Consider the following 14,339-nt stretch of genomic DNA (forward strand, 5'->3'; position numbering starts at 1 on the left):
GCTCACAAAAAACGAGTGTTTCAACGAGGCCTTAACCTTCTGGCATCAATCTTGTTTTGACAATTAAAAATTCACGTAAAAAGATAAAGTCATGAAAACAGTTACAAGTATTATTTTATTAATTGCCTTAGCAGTTATAACATCCTGCGAGGGGCCAATGGGGCCTCCCGGATATGATGGAATCGATGGAGAAGATGGAGTAAATATTCAAGGAAGTATCTTTGAATTTACTGATGACTTCACAAACGCTAATGAATTTAGCTTATCGTACTCGTTTCCCAACGACTTCGAAATTTACTCAACCGATATTGTTATGGTCTACATCCTATGGGAACAAGCGGACTACGGAGGAGAAACAGTTGATGTTTGGCGAGCCTTACCTCAAACAGTTGTTTTAAACGAGGGTGTCATTCAGTACAATTTTGACCACACGGTCTATGACGTTCGGGTTTTTATTGACGAAACAGTTGGAGAATTGCTTCCTGAAGAGACCCAAAACCAGACCTTTCGGATTGCAGTGCTCCCAGCTGCCTGGGGCTCCACCAAATCGATCGACATCACAGATATGAATGCCGTGATGAAATCGATGGACATGACCTCAAAATCGGTTAAGAAAATATCAATCAAATAGCGAACGTCTAATTCCTTAAATGTAAAAAGTCACTCCAGCCGATGAGCTGGAGTGACTTTTTTTTTGTCAAATGCCTGTCTTAGTATTCTTTCACCTTGCCTGACCCAACTACCCCCTGATCAATCAGCGGGCTTCCTTTATAGGTAACATCTCCTGAACCTGCAATGCGCACTTCTAAATGCTTCTCGGCATTAACAAAAGCATTGCCCGATCCAATGATCTTGACAATGGCATCTTTCACCTCAAAATCAATTCCTTTAAAATCACCCGAGCCGGAAATATTAACTGATAAATCATCAGCCATTTCAGTGCCTTCAAGAGTAATGTCACCACTCCCGGAAATGGTGGCTTTTACGCGTTCTGCTTTTAAGTCTTCAAGTAAAATATCACCGCTCCCGCTAACTGACAAATCCAAAATACGGCTTTTAATTGATCCGTCATTAATAATATCGCCCGAGCCGGAAAGCGATAGTGCATCAATCTCGGGAACCGTAATATAAATTTCAATTTTACCCGGAGTAAAACTTTTCCACAAATAGTTTTTTGCTGCAAACCGAACGATCAACTCACGACCTTTTACTTCGGTGATAATTTCCTCCAGTGTCGACGATTTGGCAACGACTTCAATAGATTGCTCGCTCCCTTGCTCAACATACACTTTTGCCGGAATCCGAATGGCTATTTCGGAGAATGAGTCCACCTTTCTAAATTCAGTTTCGGCATTGGCGCCCATCGAAATTATTAAGGCCATCACGGCCATTAGACTTATAAATCCTACTTTCATGTTTTCCGTTTTTTTATTATTGTATTCTATAGTTAAAGACACGTTGATTCAATAAAGGTTGCATCTGCACTCGTTTTTATCTTCAATCTAGACCTCACCGTGAACTTCGGCTCTTAAAATTATCATGCGAGGAGAAAAACGGCACCTTCATTTACTGGAGAATCTGCACATTCTATATTAACACAGGTAAATTCAGAACTATTCATAACAACATCAAATGACGAGTTATATTGCCAGTCGAAAACGAAATCGCTCATGACACAGCTCCTGTTGTCAACGCAATAAACAAATGATCCAGATCACCAAAATAAAGAACGCAATTACCCACTAACAATCAACATGTTAAAAAGCATTTCTTTTGAAGATTCTTTTGTTTATTTTTATTTAGACTGTATACAAATAGTCCGCTTGCATTTATTAATCTTAAAACTGAATTGACGATGAAAAAAATTCCTGTTCTTATTGTATTGCTATTGGTTATGATGGCCACTCTGGCTCAGAAAAAAAACGGCGAAGTATTTATTGAGCATCCAGCAATGGATAAAGTGGATAAACTATGGAATGCCCTCGAAGAAGGTGACAAAACTACTTATGGCAGCCTGCTGGCAGACACTGTAATGGTCGTAATCAACGGAAATCGAAATTTAAAAACTCGCGATGAAGAAGTCGAAAGTGTTGATTGGTGGAACAAAGAATTTGAGAATCTGGAAGTTGTAACAGACACTCCTGCTTATGCCGATGCTATTGATTATAAAGAGAGTGGCGTATGGGTTCAGGATTGGTTACGATTAAAAGGGACGCACAAAGAAACAGGAATTAATCTCGACTTATCTATTCATAATTTGTATAGTTTTAATGATGAGGGACAAATAAGCTCGATCCATCACTATTCAAACAATGATGTTTTTCAGGAAATAAACAGAAGTAAAACAACAAGAGAAAACGGTAAAGTCTATATCGGACACCCCTACATCACCAAAGTTCGAAAGCTTGCCAATGCCTATTGCGACAAAGATCTTGACGCCATGAAAGCGTTCTATGCAGATGATGTTTTCTTCTCAAATACAACCATGAAACTGAAAGAACAAAATGACATGGAAGCTCAGACTAAGGTCTGGGAATCACAGTTTTCTGAAATGGACAACATCAACATGAAGCAAGTTGGATATCCGGATTGCATCTACTATGCCTTAAATGATGACTATGTTGTTTATTCCTGGTGGATTTTTACGGCAACGTCGATTGCAGATGGGAAGAAAATAGAATTCCCAATGATGCTATCGCATACTTTTAACGACGAGGGAAAAATTGTGAACTCGATGGGCTACTACAGTAGCAATCATTACGAATAATTGAACAGCATCAATTATTGGAAAGACTCCATTATTCGAATAATGGGGTCTTTTTTTATCTATTTATGCGAAGGAAGTTAATCCTAAAGCACGCTTTTGCAGACAAGCATCAGCTCAATCTGCCCTTTCAACCAAAACATGCTCTCCTACTGTTGTTTCCAGTTCGTATAAATAATATGTATTCAGCTCTTTCGGTTGCAAATCAGGATCTCCAGCTATTTCAGGCTTCGGAATCGCTGTTGCTTTCATCAACGAATTCTCTTTCCCGGAGGCCGGATCGTACCCGGGCAAATTAAGTCGCCACTCCGAACGAATAATTGCTTTTCCCCCCAAAGAAGAATAAATGGTTGCACGCTCAAATTCTCCGTCAGTCCAACTTAAGTCAACAGTAAAACCACCCCGAGCTTTTAACCCTTTAACTTCGCCTTTAGCCCACGAACTGGGTAATGCAGGCAAAAAGTGGATGGCTCCGGCATGACTTTGCAACAGCATTTCGGCAACACCGGCAGTTACACCAAAATTACCATCAATTTGAAATGGCGGGTGAGCATCAAGCATATTTTTATAAAGACCTCCTCCTGAATGGCCAGCTTGATCTCCAAAATTAATGGGAGTAAACAAATTCTGGATAATCTTTAAAGCATGATCACCATCTAACATTCGTGCCCACATGTTCGATTTCCAGCCCATAGACCAGCCAGTGGCCTCATCACCTCGTCGTTCAAGTGAATTTCTAACGGCCGTAAACAATTCCGGGGTATCCCATGGATTAATTTGATTCCCCGGATGAATCCCATACAAGTGGCTCAAGTGTCGATGATGCGGTTCGGTCTCTTCAAAATCTTCGTTCCACTCCATCAAAATGCCGTTGTCATTAATCCGAAAAGGTTGCAACTTAGGAATCAGCATTTGCAACTCCGACTGAAACTCCGGATCAATACCTAAAACAAGCGTCGCCTTTAAACAATTGTTTAATAATTCATTTGTCATGGCCAAATCGCATGCAGGTCCCGCACAAACAGCCACTGCATTGTCAGTCTGAGGATCGATGAATTTATTTTCAGGAGAGGTCCCAAACTGTGTTTCCAGATAACCCCTATTATTTGTATTCAACATCCCAATAAGAAATTGAGCGGCTCCTTTCATAGCCGGATACATCGCTTTCAAAAAATCCTGATTACCCGTAAATAAGTAATGCTCCCAAACATGACTAAGCATCCAAACGCCTCCCATACTCCAATTCGCCCATACCGGATCAGCAGTTCCTCCTTCGCCAACAGGTGCACAATGCGCCCAAATGTCGCCATTATGGTGCGACACCCAACCTTCCAAGCCATAATACGAGTCAGCAATAGCCTTCCCTTTTACGCTGTTGTTCGCTACTAAATTCATCAGCGGGTCGGTCAACTCTGACAAGTTGGTTACTTCAGCCGGCCAATAATTCATTTCAACATTAATATTTTGGGTATAATTACTACTCCACGGAGGCTGAACGGTACTACTCCAAATCCCCTGCAAATTAGCCGCTTGTGTTCCAGGTCTTGATGAAGAAATAAGCAAATAACGACCATACTGAAACAACAGCGCCACCATATCCGGATCTTTGTTTTCCTTGAATGAAATAATTCGCTGATCAGTTGGAAAAGTGTCAACATGTTGTTGCTCGCCCAGTGTCAGGGCAACCCGATCAAAAAGTTGCTTGTAATCCGCAACATGATTGCTCTTTATGGTCTCCCAATCCAGCTGAGCCGCTTCTTTCAAATTTCGATTTGCAATCGTTTCAAAATCTTTCCCCTCCAAACCCGGAGACTTAAACGGCCCGTTGAAGCTGGTGGCCGCTGAAATTAATACAATTGCTTCTGTTCCACTTTTCAGGGAAATTTTGTCATCGGCTACTTGGACTTCGCCGTCTTCCGAGCGAATCTGTACATTCACCTGAGCCTTGATCCCTTCTCCATCCCAATCATCATAAACAATGGGTTGATCAACATCCCGATAATTAGGCGCTACATGTTTCGGAGCCTGAACAATCATTTTATAAATTCCATCTTCTGAAATAACTTTGTGTTTCAGCAGACTATTCAGCGACAACGAAAAACTAAGTTCATTGGGTTCTGAAGCCGTGAGTTTTATTGCAATGAGTTGATCGGGATAACTGGCCAAAACCTCACGCTTGTATCCAACCCCGTTTGTTTCATAACTCACCCCGGAAATAGACTCAGAAATATTCAACTGCCGCTTGTAATGCGAAAACGTTTCATGCCCGGTTTCAAGCACTAAGTCTCCCAAGGGTTGATAGGATTCGGTGTAAGGTCCCTGAATGTTTCGTATTACTTCATTGGCTTCCGTATATTTTCGATCCTCAACCAATCGGGCAACCTTAGCAGCATAGCCGGTAGCGTCCGGGTTTGTCAAATCCCGTGGATATCCCGACCAAAATTCGTCATGATTCAATCGAATAACTTCATGATCAGGCCGCCCAAAAATCATCGCTCCAAAGCTGCCATTTCCAATAGGCAAGGCTTCCATCCATTCGCTGGCGGGCTCATTGTACCAAAGTTTGAGATCGTTTTTTACTTCTTTTTGCCGACAAGAGAAGAAGGTGCTCGACACCAATAAAACAAGCATTAGGTTTAGGAGTATTGATTTCATAGTAGCTAAGTAGTTTTCGTCAAAAATAGAAAAAGTAAGTTGAATGAAGATAGTGAAATAAATACTTTCCTACGACATAAACACAAATAGCTGTCAATAATCATATTTCTTTTGTTGAATAAAAGGAAACACACTGAGCCAGGAAAACGTATATTAAACTAAAACCGATACGCTTAAAAGCAGCTCATGAACCGTGTTCATATCCTTTTCCAAAAGGACATTTAATCGCCACCTTCGTTCCTGCACCGCCCCCCTTATCATCCAAATAAATTAAAACTAAAAATCATGCAAGTCAAGAAGTATCCATATTGCGATTTGAATCGTTATCGGAGTCTACTTATTGAGGTTGGGTTAATCCTCTCTCTTGGGATTTGCTTATTCGCTTTTGAAACGAAAACAACGGTCAAAAAAAGTGAAATTACCGGCTCAATTGTTACTCAGGATATCGACAATGAAATCATACCAATTACCAGACAAGAACAAGTTAAACCGCCTCCACCACCGCCTCCACCAAGAGTAGTAGAAGTTCTCAACATTGTTTCGGACGATATCGAAATTGATGAGGAACTGGAAATTGAAGACACGGAAGCCGATGATCAAACGGCCATTGATATTACTCCGGTAGTTACCGCCTACGAACAAGAAGAAAAGGAAGAGGAAGAAGAACAGATCTTTTACATCGTTGAAGAAATGCCGGAATTTCCGGGGGGCGAACTTGCCCTAAGAAAGTTTCTGGCCAATTCCATAAAGTATCCGGTTATTGCTCAGGAAAATGGCGTCGAAGGGAAAGTGTATGTCTCGTTTGTTGTAGGTAAAGATGGCTATGTTACCAATGCAAGAATAATCCGAAGTGTTGATCCATCACTGGATAAAGAAGCATTGCGTGTTGTTAACAGCCTACCTCAGTGGAACCCGGGCAAACAACGCGGCCAACCCGTTCATGTCGCATTTAGTGTACCCATAACTTTTGTATTGCAATAGGAAAATAAGTAGTTTGACCTTTCCTAAAATAGCTTGACAGATTTATACTTAGTTTGTTTTTGATGCAATAGTTTAAGGAATCAGCTATAACAACTTAATATTCTTTTCGTGTAAAGACATCAATCCAATCTTCAACGGTGAAGGTTAAAAAGTAAACAGCATTTTGATCGGTGATAAAATAGTTATCGGCAGACATTTTTAATTGAAAGATATTAAGAAATGTTTTTCAATGCAATGCGTCTGTGTATTGTCGTTACATACGACCACCAGCTTACCCGTCACCGCTATCGCTAAGACGAGAGATAGTAGAGGCCGCCATCGCATCGATTACCTCTCGGTTTTGTATCTTTGCTTCTCCTGAAACTCATGTTTATGCCAAATTCAAAATACCAGCTGGAAGCAAAAAATATCAATCTTAAAATTGACGGTGAAACCATTCTGGAAAACGTTAATTTCCGATTAAATCCCGGAGAATCACTCACAATCACCGGGGCTTCCGGAAGTGGCAAAACCACACTGGGTCGGATATTAGCCGGCATTCAAAAACCGACTCCCGGAGAACTTTTTCTCAATGGAATTGAGAACCGTCTCATGGTTGATCAGCAAGACCACTTCATTGCTTATTCGGGTCGCCGAAGCATGCACCATGGGCAACGCTACGAAAGCTCAGGAATGGAAAGCGTTCCCACTCTTTTAAAGTTTTTGGAGCGCAGCCTGGCGCAAAAACCCACCCGCCCGAGCATGCAAGAACTAACAGGAATACTGAGTGAATTGGAGATTTCACATCTGGCAAACAGCAAGATTCTTGAACTGAGTAATGGCGAACGCAAACGAGCTCAACTGGCTTTGACTCTTCTAAAAAAGCCGGATTTAGTGGTACTCGATCAACCTTTTGTGGGCTTGGATTTTCACTCGCGAAAGAAATTAGCTGAATTACTTGATGAAAAGATCGATGCCAAAACTTGCCTGATTATCATCACCGATCCCCAAACGATTCCTGAAAATTCAAGCTATGTGTTAGAATTGGATCAAGGAAGAATCACACAATTTACGCAACGCAATAAGTACATCCCGAAAATTGATCACTCACCTCAACTCTGGAATGAAATTGACCAAGGACTCTTTTCATTGCTCCCGACTAAGAACGAAGTTTCCAGCGATGTTGTTTCCATGAAAAACCTCCAGGTCGAACTCAATGGAAAAACCATTCTCAAAAACATCAACTGGCAAGTTAAGAGCGGAGAACAATGGGCGTTACTGGGGCCTAATGGAGCCGGCAAAAGTACTTTACTGAGCTTGATAACAGCCGACAATCCGCAAGGGTACAATAATCATCTCATTTTATTCGACCGCCAACGGGGAAGTGGCGAAAGCATTTGGGACATTAAAAAACGAATTGGCTTTGTTTCTCCCGAGCTGCATCTTTACTTTCTGCGAGGCGCGGGCATTTTCAACACCATCCCGGGACTTTCAAACCCGAAAACCACCATCCACAGCTCTCTTTCGTGTACCGAGGTCATTCTTTCAGGCATGAAAGACGAAGTTGGATTTACGTCTTCCCCAACCAGTCATCAACTAAAAGCGGCTCAAACCTGGCTCAAAATCCTAGGGCTGGAAAAATTACATAACCGTGCGTTTACCCACACTTCGCTCGGAGAACAACGTGTTCTGCTGCTGGCAAGAGCTTTGGTGAAATCGCCGCAACTGCTTATTCTGGACGAACCTTGCCAAGGTCTGGATCAGCAGCAAACCGATCGTTTCAACCACCTGCTAACCATCATCAGTCAACAACTTCAAACTACCTTAATCTATGTCACCCATCGAATAGATGAAATCCCCTCTACGGTTACCCACCTCCTGCAGCTTGAAAAAGGGAAAATCAAAAATCAAGGCCCGTTTAACCGGGACAGTTTTCAATGGAATGCTTAAATTTGAGTCCACAACTGCTTTCAATTTGAATTTAAAATATGGAATTGAACCGAGAACAAACAGAAGCTTTCCATCGCGCAGCAGCACTTTGCAGCCGGGCCGAAAAATGTTCCAACGACATGTTAGTAAAACTCAGCCAGTGGGGCGTAAATGAAGATGATGCCGAGCTAATCCTCGATCGGTTAATCGAAGAAAAGTACATCGATGATGAACGTTTTGCCCGTAGCTTCGTGCGCGACAAATTTCGGTTCAACAAATGGGGGAAAACGAAAATTGCCTATCAACTTCGAGGTAACCGGATCAATTCAACAACCGTTAATGCGGCCATGGAAGAAATTGACGGCGATGATTATTGGGAGGCTTTGCTTGACCTTGTTAAAGAAAAGAACAAAAGCATAAAAGCCGCGAACCAATACGATCGGAAAGGCAAATTGGTTCGTTTTGCCCAAAGCCGTGGATTTGAAATGGATTTGATTTATATGGCCTTGGACGAAATTTTGAAATAACGTCTCACAAAAATAACTCCAATATCTTTTGATTTTTCGGCTCCCGTTAAAGCTGGGGAAAAACCAAAAATCGAAAGAGATCTGAATAATTCCACCTTCAATTTCGTACCTGAAAACCAATTCCGGTTTTATCATGTTTTATTAACAATCGGTTTCATAAGCACAATGAAAAACTTAATTTTAGGGGGCTGATTTATTCGGTGGAAAAGATAGTTGAAGAACGACAAAACAGATTGAAAATGATTCCTTTTACTCACTTACACGTACACTCGCAATATTCAATTTTAGACGGAGCCGCAAGCGTTAAAGGGCTTGTTGCAAAAGCAAAAGGCGACGGCATGAAAGCCCTGGCCTTAACCGACCACGGAATGATGTTCGGAATAAAAGAGTTTTACGACGTTTGCAGACGAGAAGGGATCAAACCCATTTTGGGTTGCGAAACGTATGTGGCCAACAGAGCAATAGAGTCGAAATCTGATAAAGTCGACCGCTCGGGTAATCACCTGATTTTACTAGCCAAAAACATGAAAGGCTACCGAAACCTGGTAAAACTTATTTCCATAGCCAGCAACGAAGGATTTTACTACAAACCCCGTATCGATAAAAAGGTACTCGAAAAACACAGCGAAGGAATTATTGTCTCTTCAGCCTGCCTTGGTGGCGAGGTTGCTCAGCATATCATGAAAAATGATATTGAAGCAGCCGAAGAAACAATCAAGTGGTTTAAATCAGTTTTTGGCGAAGATTATTACCTGGAGTTACAAAGACACCATTCAGACGATCCCGCTCGGAATGAAGATGTTTATAAAAATCAGGTGATTGTCAACAAGGAAATTATTGAGTTGGCAAAAAAGCACGATGTCAAACTTATTGCCACCAACGATGTCCATTTTATTAATGCTGAAGATGCCGATGCACACGACTTGCTCATTTGCCTAAACACGGGAAAAGATGTTGACGACCCCAACCGGATGCGATACACCAAGCAAGAGTGGTTTAAAACATCGTCCGAAATGAACCAGCTCTTTGGCGATGTGCCAGAGTCGCTCACCAATACGCAGGAAATTGCCGATAAGGTTGAAGAATACGAACTCAACTCCTCGCCCATCATGCCGGAGTTCCCAATTCCTGAAGAATTTGGAACGGAGGAGGATTATGCAAAAAAATATACCGAGGAAGCATTAAAAGAAGAGTTTAAAGACGGAGCTTTTGAACGACTGGGTGGTTTCAAAAGCGTACTCCGTATTAAACTGGAAGCTGACTATTTAAAGCATCTGGCTTACGAAGGAGCCCAGGAAGATTATCGCTATGGAAATCCAATTCCTGACGATGTTAAAGAACGGCTTGACTTTGAGTTAGCCACCATTAAAACAATGGGATTTCCCGGTTACTTCTTGATCACGCAGGATTTCATTAACGCAGCGCGTGAAATGGGAGTTTTAGTTGGTCCCGGGCGTGGTTCCGCCGCGGGAGCTGCAGTTTCGTACTGTGTCGGAATTACGAATATCGACCCAATCAAGCACGATTTGCTGTTTGAGCGTTTCCTAAACCCCGACCGGATTTCAATGCCCGATGTCGATATTGACTTTGATGATGATGGCCGACAACTCGTATTAGACTGGGTAACCGAAAAATATGGCCGCGATCGGGTGGCACACATTTGTACCTTTGGAACAATGGCCACAAAGTTAGCCATTCGCGATGTTGCCCGCGTGCTAAAACTGCCACTTCCCGAGGCCGACCGTTTGGCCAAGCTGGTTCCCGAGGCTCCAAAAATGAGTTTTGTAAAAGCTTATAAGGAAAGTCCGGAATTGAAAAAAGAACGGAAATCGGATATCCCACTGGTGGCTGCCACCTTAAAATTTGCCGAAACGCTGGAAGGCTCTGTTCGCCAAACCGGCGTTCATGCCTGTGGAATTCTGATTGGTCGCGACCCGTTGAATGAACATATCCCTCTCATGCCCACCAAAGAAGAGGACTTGTACACAACCCAATACGATGGTCGTTATGTTGAAGATATCGGACTTCTGAAAATGGACTTTCTGGGGTTGAAAACACTCTCAATCATCAAGGAAACACTCGAAAACATTCGCCTTTCCAAGGGATTAGAAGTAGACATTGATGCAATTCCCGACGATGATGGAAAAACATTCGAACTGTTTAGCCATGGCGACACGACTGCCATCTTCCAGTTTGAATCGCCCGGAATGAAAAAACACTTGCGCAACCTGAAACCCAACCGGTTTGAGGATCTGGTAGCTATGAACGCGCTGTATCGACCGGGACCAATGGAATACATTCCCGATTTTATTGACCGGAAACATGGCCGCAAAAAGGTGGAGTATGACCACCCAATGATGGAAAAATACCTGAAAGACACATACGGAATTACAGTTTTCCAGGAACAGGTGATGTTACTCTCGCGACACCTGGCCAACTTTACACGTGGTGATTCCGACTCGCTGCGTAAGGCAATGGGTAAAAAGATTATTGCCATGATGGACAAACTGAAAGTTAAGTTCATCGAGGGATGCAAGGCCAACCCTAAGTTTGTTGAAGGCTGCGAGGAAAAGGGCAAGGAGCCCGAGGTAATTATCGAGAAAATATGGAAAGACTGGGAGGCCTTCGCCTCCTATGCATTCAACAAATCGCACTCGGTTTGCTATGCACACATTGCCTATCAAACGGGTTACCTGAAAGCCCACTTCCCATCAGAGTTTATGGCAGCCAATATGAGCCGAAACCTGAGTAACATGATCGATATCACGAAACTGATGGGAGAGTCGCAACGAATGGGAATCAACGTACTTGGACCGGATGTAAACGAAAGTTTCAACAAGTTCATGGTAAACAAGGAAGGTCACGTTCGCTTTGGAATGGCAGCCATTAAAGGTGTTGGAGCTGGCGCGGTGTCCGATATCGTGAAAGCCCGCAAAGAAGGATTATTTACTTCCATTTTCGATTTTGTTGAACGGGTGAATCTGCACACCGTCAATAAAAAGAACCTGGAAGGGCTTGCCATGGCCGGAGCGTTTGATAGCTTTGGACTGAAACGCAGCCAGCTTTTCGCAAGCAACGAAGAAAACGAACCCTCTTTTATTGAAAGAATAGTGAAATACGGGCAGCAGATGCAACTGGAAAGCAACAACGCCCAGCAGTCGCTATTTGGCGAAGCAATGTCAGCACAGGCGGTTAAAACGCCTGACATACCAAATGTTCAGGAGTGGCCAAAAATTGTGCTTCTGGAAAAAGAAAAAGCATTGATCGGTATTTATCTTTCGGCACACCCGCTGGACGATTACAAATTGGAGATTGATAATTTCACCAGCAAGGAATTTGCACTGAAAGATCTTAACAACAATATTGAAACCCTCCAGGGAAGAGATATTACATTTGCCGGTATGGTTACTGAAAGCCGGGAAGCAGTTGGAAAAACGGGAAAACCATACAGCACGCTAACCTTATCGGACTATTCCGATTCCTACACGTTCTTCTTTTTTGGGAGAAATTATGTCGAATTTTCAAAATACAGTAAAACCGGACTCTTTCTAATGATAAAAGGTCAGGTTCAACCTCGCTTTAACTCCGACCAGCTGGAATTTAAAATCCGAAGTATCGAGCTTCTTTCTGAAATAAGAAAAAATAACATCAAGACAGTTACCCTACAAGTTCCTCTTCAAGTTGTTACACCCACATTGATTCAGGAAATTGAAAGCATTAGTATAAAAAATAAGGGAAAAGCTCTTTTGCGATTTAATATCTGGGATTCAGAAACAAAAAGTATGGTTAACCTGTTTTCAAGAAACACGAGGGTTGAAATGACTCGCGAATTGGAAAAGTTTTTCCGCGATCATAAAAATCTGAATTTTAAAATTAATTAGCTTTGCAGCTTAAAATAGAATAATTACTCATAAAAATATTTGAATTATGGCACAAGAAGTAAATGATGCAAACTTTGAAGAAATTGTACTTAAATCAGACAAACCGGTTTTAGTTGATTTTTGGGCTGAATGGTGCGGACCTTGTCGCATGGTAGCTCCTGTTGTTGAAGAATTGTCGCAAGATTATGATGGAAAATTACTGGTTACCAAAGTAGATGTAGACAGCAACCCTGAAACCGCAACCAAGTTTGGCATCCGCAATATTCCAACCATCTTGTTTTTTAAAAATGGCGAAATAGTTGACAAACACGTTGGAGCAGCACCAAAATCGGCTTTAGCAACCAAAGTAGACGCACTACTGTAAGAAATATAGATTGACAGAAAAGAATTATGGGTGCTCGTTGAGTGCCCATTTTTTTGTGTAGAATCAGAAAAAATGGCAAAACAAAAACCGTCTCAAATCAGATTTGAGACGGTTTTTGTATGTATCTTAAATTTTACTGCTGCCTACAGCTTAACGCTTGTGACGAGGCTCGTCAGAAACAGTCAATTTCTTTCTTCCTTTTGCACGACGTAATTTTAATACTTTACGACCGCTGACAGAAGACATTCTTTCGCGAAAACCATGTTTATTTTTGCGCTTTCTGTTTGATGGTTGAAATGTCCTTTTCATTTGTCAATATTTTTATGTGTAATTCTACTCTTGTTTTATTTCGGACTGCAAAAATAATCCTTTTTTTATTCCATCCAAAATATTGATAACTATTTTCTTCTATTTGTTCCACAATCAATTCCACACATAGCACTGTAAAATTAGAAAGGCTCACAAGCTAGCTGTTTTTCTTACTCAATAGAGATGGATTTACGCCAAGCGGACATGAAAATGCTCGGCAGAATATCCGGGCGATCCCATCGTTGGAGATCTAGCCTGGGTTCAAAAACCAACGAAAGAAATCAACCGCTAGCGCAAGGGCAAGTGAATCAACTTTTTAGTTTCAAAAAACTCTTCGTCAAATTGATCGCTCAGATTATAAATCTTCACTTTTGAGTTAAATGGTTTTAGCTCTTCGTCAAAATCGCCTCCCTTGAGATATAGAATGCCATTTGTCAACGTGTTTTTTTGATTCACCGCAATCTTCTTTCGAACCAGCGATACAAATTTCGGAAAGGCGGTAACAGCACGGCTCACCACAAAATCAAATTGTCCGCTCACTTTCTCAGCCCTGTTTTGTTGAGCCTTCAAATTTTTTAGTCCCAAGGCTGAACTAACTTCTTCCACTACTTTTATTTTTTTTGCAATCGAATCGACCAAAAAGAAATTCGTCTTGGGAAATAATATGGCCAACGGAATCCCGGGAAATCCACCACCACATCCTACATCCATAACCGATGTTCCCGGAGCAAACTGAATGTATCGGGCTATTCCCAACGAATGCAACACATGACGTTCATATAATTGATCAATATCTTTTCGCGATATCACATTAATTTTTTCATTCCACTCCTGATAAAGTGACTCCAACCGACTAAATTGTTCAATTTGATGAGCTGTTAAATCAGGAAAATATTTTTTGATGATTTCCATAAAACTTCGCTTTTTGGGCAAGAAATGAATTGACAGAA

11 protein-coding genes are annotated in these 14,339 nt (G+C 41.7%); 7 read left to right on the forward strand and 4 right to left on the reverse strand.

Annotation, left to right across the window (positions count from 1 at the left end):
* Positions 1 to 91: 91 nt before the first annotated feature.
* Positions 92 to 631, forward strand: a complete 540-nt coding sequence (locus tag ACTB00_RS00205; RefSeq protein WP_463297933.1) for a hypothetical protein — start codon at positions 92 to 94, stop codon at positions 629 to 631.
* Positions 632 to 710: 79 nt separating this feature from the next.
* Here the strand turns inward: ACTB00_RS00205 and ACTB00_RS00210 are convergent, their stop codons facing one another.
* The gene (locus tag ACTB00_RS00210; RefSeq protein ID WP_463297934.1) at positions 711 to 1,415 is read right to left on the reverse strand and encodes a head GIN domain-containing protein; all 705 of its coding nucleotides are present in this window, start codon (positions 1,413 to 1,415) and stop codon (positions 711 to 713) included.
* A 440-nt stretch (positions 1,416 to 1,855) separates the two neighbouring features.
* On the opposite strand from ACTB00_RS00210, the gene ACTB00_RS00215 reads away from it, so the two are divergent.
* On the forward strand, positions 1,856 to 2,767 hold the full coding sequence (locus tag ACTB00_RS00215) for a nuclear transport factor 2 family protein (protein WP_463297935.1): 912 nt from the start codon (positions 1,856 to 1,858) through the stop codon (positions 2,765 to 2,767).
* Between the two features lie 114 nt (positions 2,768 to 2,881).
* Here ACTB00_RS00215 and ACTB00_RS00220 read toward each other — a convergent pair whose 3' ends face one another.
* The gene (locus ACTB00_RS00220) at positions 2,882 to 5,419 is read right to left on the reverse strand and encodes a glycoside hydrolase family 95 protein (RefSeq protein WP_463297936.1); all 2,538 of its coding nucleotides are present in this window, start codon (positions 5,417 to 5,419) and stop codon (positions 2,882 to 2,884) included.
* Positions 5,420 to 5,704: 285 nt separating this feature from the next.
* On the opposite strand from ACTB00_RS00220, the gene ACTB00_RS00225 reads away from it, so the two are divergent.
* From ACTB00_RS00225 to trxA, 5 genes are all read left to right on the forward strand, one after another.
* Positions 5,705 to 6,400, forward strand: coding sequence for an energy transducer TonB (locus ACTB00_RS00225; protein WP_463297937.1), 696 nt, complete (start codon positions 5,705 to 5,707; stop codon positions 6,398 to 6,400).
* A gap of 372 nt (positions 6,401 to 6,772) precedes the next feature.
* Positions 6,773 to 8,329 (forward strand): ATP-binding cassette domain-containing protein, encoded by a 1,557-nt coding sequence (locus tag ACTB00_RS00230; protein WP_463297938.1) that lies wholly within the window; start codon positions 6,773 to 6,775, stop codon positions 8,327 to 8,329.
* Between the two features lie 38 nt (positions 8,330 to 8,367).
* Positions 8,368 to 8,835, forward strand: a complete 468-nt coding sequence (locus ACTB00_RS00235) for a regulatory protein RecX (protein ID WP_463297939.1) — start codon at positions 8,368 to 8,370, stop codon at positions 8,833 to 8,835.
* A 239-nt stretch (positions 8,836 to 9,074) separates the two neighbouring features.
* Complete coding sequence (gene dnaE / locus ACTB00_RS00240; protein ID WP_463297940.1) at positions 9,075 to 12,716, forward strand: DNA polymerase III subunit alpha; 3,642 nt, start codon at positions 9,075 to 9,077, stop codon at positions 12,714 to 12,716.
* A 46-nt stretch (positions 12,717 to 12,762) separates the two neighbouring features.
* Positions 12,763 to 13,080 (forward strand): thioredoxin, encoded by a 318-nt coding sequence (trxA, locus tag ACTB00_RS00245; protein WP_463297941.1) that lies wholly within the window; start codon positions 12,763 to 12,765, stop codon positions 13,078 to 13,080.
* Between the two features lie 150 nt (positions 13,081 to 13,230).
* Here the strand turns inward: trxA and rpmH are convergent, their stop codons facing one another.
* Together rpmH and rsmG are read right to left on the reverse strand one after the other, a co-directional pair.
* A complete protein-coding gene (gene rpmH / locus ACTB00_RS00250) occupies positions 13,231 to 13,389 on the reverse strand; it encodes a 50S ribosomal protein L34 (RefSeq protein ID WP_159522549.1) in 159 nt (52 codons plus the stop codon).
* Between the two features lie 288 nt (positions 13,390 to 13,677).
* Positions 13,678 to 14,301 carry a 16S rRNA (guanine(527)-N(7))-methyltransferase RsmG gene (gene rsmG / locus ACTB00_RS00255; protein WP_463297942.1) on the reverse strand — a complete coding sequence of 208 codons (624 nt, stop codon included), beginning with the start codon at positions 14,299 to 14,301 and terminating at the stop codon, positions 13,678 to 13,680.
* Positions 14,302 to 14,339 lie beyond the last annotated feature (38 nt).

The sequence above is a fragment of the Sunxiuqinia sp. genome (assembly GCF_055140945.1).

Coding starts and splice junctions, on each gene's coding strand:
- ACTB00_RS00205 (WP_463297933.1), top strand. CDS start 92: ATGAAAACAGTTACAAGTATTATTTTATTAATTGCCTTAGCAGTTATA.
- ACTB00_RS00210 (WP_463297934.1), bottom strand. CDS start 1,415: ATGAAAGTAGGATTTATAAGTCTAATGGCCGTGATGGCCTTAATAATT.
- ACTB00_RS00215 (WP_463297935.1), top strand. CDS start 1,856: ATGAAAAAAATTCCTGTTCTTATTGTATTGCTATTGGTTATGATGGCC.
- ACTB00_RS00220 (WP_463297936.1), bottom strand. CDS start 5,419: ATGAAATCAATACTCCTAAACCTAATGCTTGTTTTATTGGTGTCGAGC.
- ACTB00_RS00225 (WP_463297937.1), top strand. CDS start 5,705: ATGCAAGTCAAGAAGTATCCATATTGCGATTTGAATCGTTATCGGAGT.
- ACTB00_RS00230 (WP_463297938.1), top strand. CDS start 6,773: ATGCCAAATTCAAAATACCAGCTGGAAGCAAAAAATATCAATCTTAAA.
- ACTB00_RS00235 (WP_463297939.1), top strand. CDS start 8,368: ATGGAATTGAACCGAGAACAAACAGAAGCTTTCCATCGCGCAGCAGCA.
- dnaE (WP_463297940.1), top strand. CDS start 9,075: ATGATTCCTTTTACTCACTTACACGTACACTCGCAATATTCAATTTTA.
- trxA (WP_463297941.1), top strand. CDS start 12,763: ATGGCACAAGAAGTAAATGATGCAAACTTTGAAGAAATTGTACTTAAA.
- rpmH (WP_159522549.1), bottom strand. CDS start 13,389: ATGAAAAGGACATTTCAACCATCAAACAGAAAGCGCAAAAATAAACAT.
- rsmG (WP_463297942.1), bottom strand. CDS start 14,301: ATGGAAATCATCAAAAAATATTTTCCTGATTTAACAGCTCATCAAATT.